Annotated in this window: 7 protein-coding genes; 5 read left to right on the top strand and 2 right to left on the bottom strand. The window is 41.4% G+C overall.

The annotated features are described in order from the left end of the window. Positions 1–57: 57 nt before the first annotated feature. Entirely contained in the window at positions 58–603 is a 546-nt protein-coding gene (gene ruvC / locus HMPREF3052_RS06920; RefSeq protein ID WP_070749300.1) for a crossover junction endodeoxyribonuclease RuvC, read from the bottom strand. Between the two features lie 9 nt (positions 604–612). After that, positions 613–1,443: a carbon-nitrogen hydrolase family protein gene (locus HMPREF3052_RS06915; protein WP_070749299.1), complete on the bottom strand. Its 831-nt coding sequence runs from the start codon at positions 1,441–1,443 to the stop codon at positions 613–615. Between the two features lie 95 nt (positions 1,444–1,538). Between HMPREF3052_RS06915 and HMPREF3052_RS06910 the strand changes: the two genes are divergently transcribed. From HMPREF3052_RS06910 to HMPREF3052_RS06890, 5 genes are all read left to right on the top strand, one after another. Next, entirely contained in the window at positions 1,539–1,838 is a 300-nt protein-coding gene (locus HMPREF3052_RS06910) for a porin (protein WP_070749298.1), read from the top strand. A gap of 403 nt (positions 1,839–2,241) precedes the next feature. Further along, complete coding sequence (locus HMPREF3052_RS06905) at positions 2,242–2,703, top strand: hypothetical protein (RefSeq protein ID WP_070749297.1); 462 nt, start codon at positions 2,242–2,244, stop codon at positions 2,701–2,703. Between the two features lie 80 nt (positions 2,704–2,783). Further along, the gene (locus HMPREF3052_RS06900; protein ID WP_070749296.1) at positions 2,784–3,806 is read left to right on the top strand and encodes a hypothetical protein; all 1,023 of its coding nucleotides are present in this window, start codon (positions 2,784–2,786) and stop codon (positions 3,804–3,806) included. A gap of 41 nt (positions 3,807–3,847) precedes the next feature. Further along, positions 3,848–4,303 (top strand): DUF6636 domain-containing protein, encoded by a 456-nt coding sequence (locus tag HMPREF3052_RS06895; protein ID WP_070749295.1) that lies wholly within the window; start codon positions 3,848–3,850, stop codon positions 4,301–4,303. A gap of 38 nt (positions 4,304–4,341) precedes the next feature. Beyond that, a partial coding sequence (locus tag HMPREF3052_RS06890) for a CHAP domain-containing protein (protein WP_070749294.1) occupies positions 4,342–5,023 on the top strand: 682 nt, incomplete at its 3' end.

Here is a 5,023-nt window from a genome sequence, read left to right as displayed (position 1 = left end):
ATGAGTGTCCAAGATTTGGGGGCCAGTTCACATATTTCAGACGGCCTGAATGTCGGCTTACCATTGGAAACGGCCGCGTTTGACCTGCAGGCCGTCAGGGTTGAGTTGCGAAGCCAATCCGTGATTGCGCAGGGCGTGGGTGAGGGCGACGGCGAGTCCGTCGGCGGCATCGGCTTGCGGCGTGCCGGAAAGTGCAAGCATTTGGACCACCATATGCTGCACCTGCTCTTTGGCGGCCTTACCCTTGCCGACCACAGCCTGCTTGACCTGAAGCGCGGTGTATTCAAATACGGGCAAATCGTGCATGACCAAAGCGGCAATCGCCGCACCGCGCGCCTGACCAAGCATTAACGTCGCGGCCGGATTGACGTTGACGAACACTTGCTCGATGGCCGCCTGATGCGGCTGATAGTGGCAGATGATTTCGTCGATATGGCGGACAATCACGGCGATGCGTTCGGAAAGCGACGCGCCGGTCGGCGTTTTGATACAGCCGGAAGCAACATAATGATGCTCGCGGCCGTGGACATCGATCACGCCGAAGCCGGTCACGCGGCTGCCAGGGTCGATGCCGAGAATGCGTGTGGGTTGGAACTGGGACATAGTGCGTGTTTAAAGTAATCGGTGTTTCAGGGCAGGCAGGCGCGTGCGCACGCTTTGCAGGCGCTCAGTATCCAAATCGGCACAAATCACGCCTTCGCCTTCCGGCAACGTCGCCAATACATCGCCCCAAGGGTCAATAATCATACTGTGGCCGAATGTGCGGCGGCCGCTTTCATGCAGTCCGCCTTGTGCCGACGCGATGACGTAGCATTGGTTTTCCACCGCACGGGCGCGCAGCAGCAATTCCCAATGCGCCTTGCCGGTCGTGTAGGTAAATGCAGCCGGTAACAGCAAAACATCAAACGGCTGCTGGGCGCGGAAAAACTCAGGAAAGCGCAAATCGTAGCAGACCCCGGCCGCCAGCGGAACATCGTCCACGCTCAGCTTCGGCACATCGTTGCCCGCCAATATCGTATCGGCTTCGACGTAGCGTTCGCCCAAACCGGAAAAGCCGAAAAGGTGCATTTTGTGGTAAAGCCCGATTCGGTTGCCGTCGCGGTCATACACCAGCATCGTGTTCATCACCTTGCCAGCGTCTGGGCTTTGCAGCGGAACAGTTCCGCCAAACAACACCACGCCGCATTCCCTTGCCGTTTCGCTTAAGGCCGTCTGAAAACGGGTGTGGCAGGTTTTGCCAACTCGTCCATCGTCCAAAGGCTCGGCAAATGCCAGCTTGTCCGTATCGTTTTTGCCCATCAGCGGCCAATATTCGGACAGCAACACCCAATCCGCCCCTTGTTCGGCCGCCTCGCGGACAAGGCGCTTCATGGTGGCAATATTGGTTTCGGGGTCGGTGGACGACACCATTTGCACAGCGGCGGCGCGTAAAGAGCGCATCATCAAAACTCCTGTCAGATTTTGCAAGAATTGTAACTTGTTTACGCACAAGGCCGATACAATCGGCACACAATTCCTCTTCAAAAAAAGGATAAACCATGAGCTTGAAACTTCTCCTCACTGCCGCACTTTCCACCGCCGCACTTGCCGCACATGCCGACGTACAGCTTTACGGCAGCATCAAAAGCGGCATCGAAACCTCGCAAACCCGTTTCGGCGGCCAAACATACAGCCGAACCGCCGTTGCCGACCAAGGCAGCCACATCGGTTTGCGCGGCTCGCATCCGATTGGCGGCGGAACGAATTTTATTTGGGAAGTCGAACAAGACACCCCTGTCGGCAAAAGCGGCTCCATCCGCCAAGACTGGCGCGAACGTCGAGACAATTTTGGCCGTTAAAGGAAAGATTGGATAGTAAAGGCCGTCTGAAAAATCAGGATAACTGGTTTTCAGACGGCCTGTTTTTTATTTTTAGAATAATTATATAGTGTATTTTAACTTGCTGTTTTTATTGTTTTAAATGACGAGTTGTGGGAGCTTGCATATACCTTTTTTCGTATTAAAGGATGTTTGAAAAAATAGGTAGGATTAAAATCATCTATTCTATGAAATTTATAGAAGCATAATAAAAGAACGGTTATTTTTTAAATTCTATCTTTAAAATCTAATTGATAGTTATTTATTAGGACCAAGTTTTCAAAATGGTGCTAGAATATTGTGAGCAATAAAATATAAATTTATGAGTTTTAAAAATGGGTATTGCTATAATGGGCTAAGCCATTACAAATTTAAGGAGTTTGACATGAAAAAAGTATTATTTCTTTCTATTTGCCTGTTAGGAACTAGTTCTTGTTTTGCTCAGGATTTTTCAACACTTTCTGTTTTTAAAGATACTATTAAGAAGTCAATCGATGAGAAAACATATACTCTATGCAATGTGGAAAAGTATAATCAGTTACATAAAATTGGAAATGAATGTTTGTATAGTTTATCTCTTAGTTTAGATAGTGCAATAGATAAAAGATATAAAGAATTGCAAATTAAAAATAAAAAAAATAAATTAGTTGAAAAATTTCCTTCAAATTATTTTTCTGAATTAAGAAAAACATATTCTGCTTATGAAGATGAAGCTTGCTTTAATCCATTAAATGATATTACAGGGGGATTAAAAAATTCTTATGATGTAAAAGAGCTTGTCTGTAATGTGGAGCAGAAATTATTTCATATAAAAACATTAGAAAATTTTGATAAAAAGGATTTTTAATATAGTACATATGCTATATTAAAATTCTAAAAAGCCTAAAAAATCTATTTCTAAATTTGTCTTAAAAAAGGAAACTAATAATGGTTCAAAGAGCAACACGTGGTCCTCGTTTTACTGGTGGAGATCATTTAACTCCTAAAGATGGTTTGAGTTATTATGTGCATCAAGCTATGATGGAAAACGAATTAAATGGTGGATATGGTGCATATAAAATGTCGAATGCTGTTAATGGCTCTAGTGGACCAAGTTTTGGGCCTATTCAGTATGATATCGGAGGTAATCAAAATGGGCGTGTCGTTCTTGAAAAGATAATGCTACAGGCTAAAGATCAAAATGGTAAAAATTTTGTATCCGATGAGGAAATTAAGCAGATACAAAAGCATTTGTATAAACCATTTAAAGCAATGTCTCAAGAAGAGAAAAACATGTATGCTGTTTTAAAACCAAAGATGGATAAAGCTTTGAGTTCTGAGGTAGGTATACGAATAATCAATGAAGATTATTTAAAAATATTAGATAAAAAAGTTAATGATGTAAGTAAAGTTATTAGTCAAATTGGTAATTCAGAAAATAAGAAATTTCTTCAGTCTAGTATGCAAGCCCAAGTCTTTATTGCAGACATTGGTAATCAATATGGTTTAACCGTAAACAATAAACTTAAACAATTTCTTAATCAAACTGAAAAAGACAATGGAGTCACTTTACCTGGAAATAAAACTGTAAAAGTGCATGGTCAGCTTGATATGGAAGATTTAAAAAATTTTCGTATGAGTACTGTATATGGAATCAAACACCCAGCAGATGCAAAACGTCGGGACGAAAACATCGAAAGAATCACAGCTCCAACTCGTCAGCAAGAACATTCCAAATCTTCTGAGGGTAATGACAGGCCAGCCGATAAACTTCAAGCTTTAATTCAAGGCTTTAAAAATGACAAAGATGGTACGTTCACAGCCAAAGCATTGGCTGACAATGCCGATGTGGTGGCAAATTTTAGAGATGAGTTGCGAGAGACCTTAAAACAAAATCAGGCTCAAGAAGTTGCTCAAAATACTCCGCAAGTTCAAGAAGAGCGCAGCTATGGCGGTCGATCGTTTAGTTAGGAAATATTTAATAACCTTAAAACCCTAATAGGAGTCTTTGTATGCAGAAATTATTTATTCTAATATCATTAACTTTATCATTTTCGGCTTGTGCTGTATCTCCAATGGAAGAAACTGAAGATGTGATAAATAGTGGATTATATAATATCGATTTTCGTGCCGGAAACGGTAAGATTTATTGCGGCGGTGATGCGAAAGTATCTGATTTGGCTCAGGGTGTATCATGTCTGACTGAAATTAAAGGTAAGCCTGTTTTACCGCGCCCCAACGATTGCGAACTTGAATGGGGTGGAACATTCTTCTTAGGTAAAACCGGTAAAGCAGATATGGTTTGTCATAGTGACTTTCCTTTTAATCCCAAAGCCCGTATCTTGAAAAATGGAGAAACAGTTAAAGGTAATGGCTGGCAATGTACGGCTTCCGGTTCAGAAGTAACTTGCATAAATCAAGATAAACATGGATTTAAGATTAGTCAGGAAGTGCAGAAGCTGTTTTAATACATCTTTAGGAATTTAATTTATTAAAGGAATGGTATATGGATACAAATAAAACTGGTAATCACAAGCAAGAAAATCAAAGAGACCAAGTTCGAGAACAGGTTATCAATGATTATATTGAAAATTTAAGGAAATATAATGGCTATACCGAAAAAGGTAAGGATAATACCATTTTTGGGGCTCATTATGGCATGCAAGGCCAATATTGGTGCGATATGTATGTTGATTATGTTATGGAAGATTCGTTTGGCAGGCGAAATGCTCAAAAAATGCTAGGTGGGTTTTCTGCAGGAACGGAACTTAGTAAAGCTAATTATCAAAAAATAGGTAATTGGCATGATGCAAAAGATTATGTTCCTCAAAAAGGCGATCAAATTTTCTTTCTTAACCCCACAAAAGATAAATCCAGGACGGTCAATCATACGGGAGTTGTTATTGACGTTGATTTGGAAAAAGGTATTGTTTATACAATTGAAGGTAATACTAGTGCTAAACCTGGAGATGGAAATGGAACAACAGTTAGGGAGAAACAATATCCTTTAGACAAAAATACAATAAAAGGGTATGGTACACCTGATTGGGATATTGAAATTGATAAACGAATTCAAGAAATAAATAAATCATCCACTGTAAACGAACTTTCTTCAAAGAATAAATTGCAAAATTTGATAAACGGCTTTAAAAATGACCAAGATGGTACGTTCACAGCCAAAGCATTGG

It is taken from the genome of Neisseria sp. HMSC056A03, from assembly GCF_001815685.1.
Taxonomy (GTDB): Bacteria; Pseudomonadota; Gammaproteobacteria; order Burkholderiales; family Neisseriaceae; genus Neisseria; species Neisseria subflava.
Note: the sequence above shows the minus strand (reverse complement) of the source record. Positions and strands in the feature narration are given on the sequence as shown.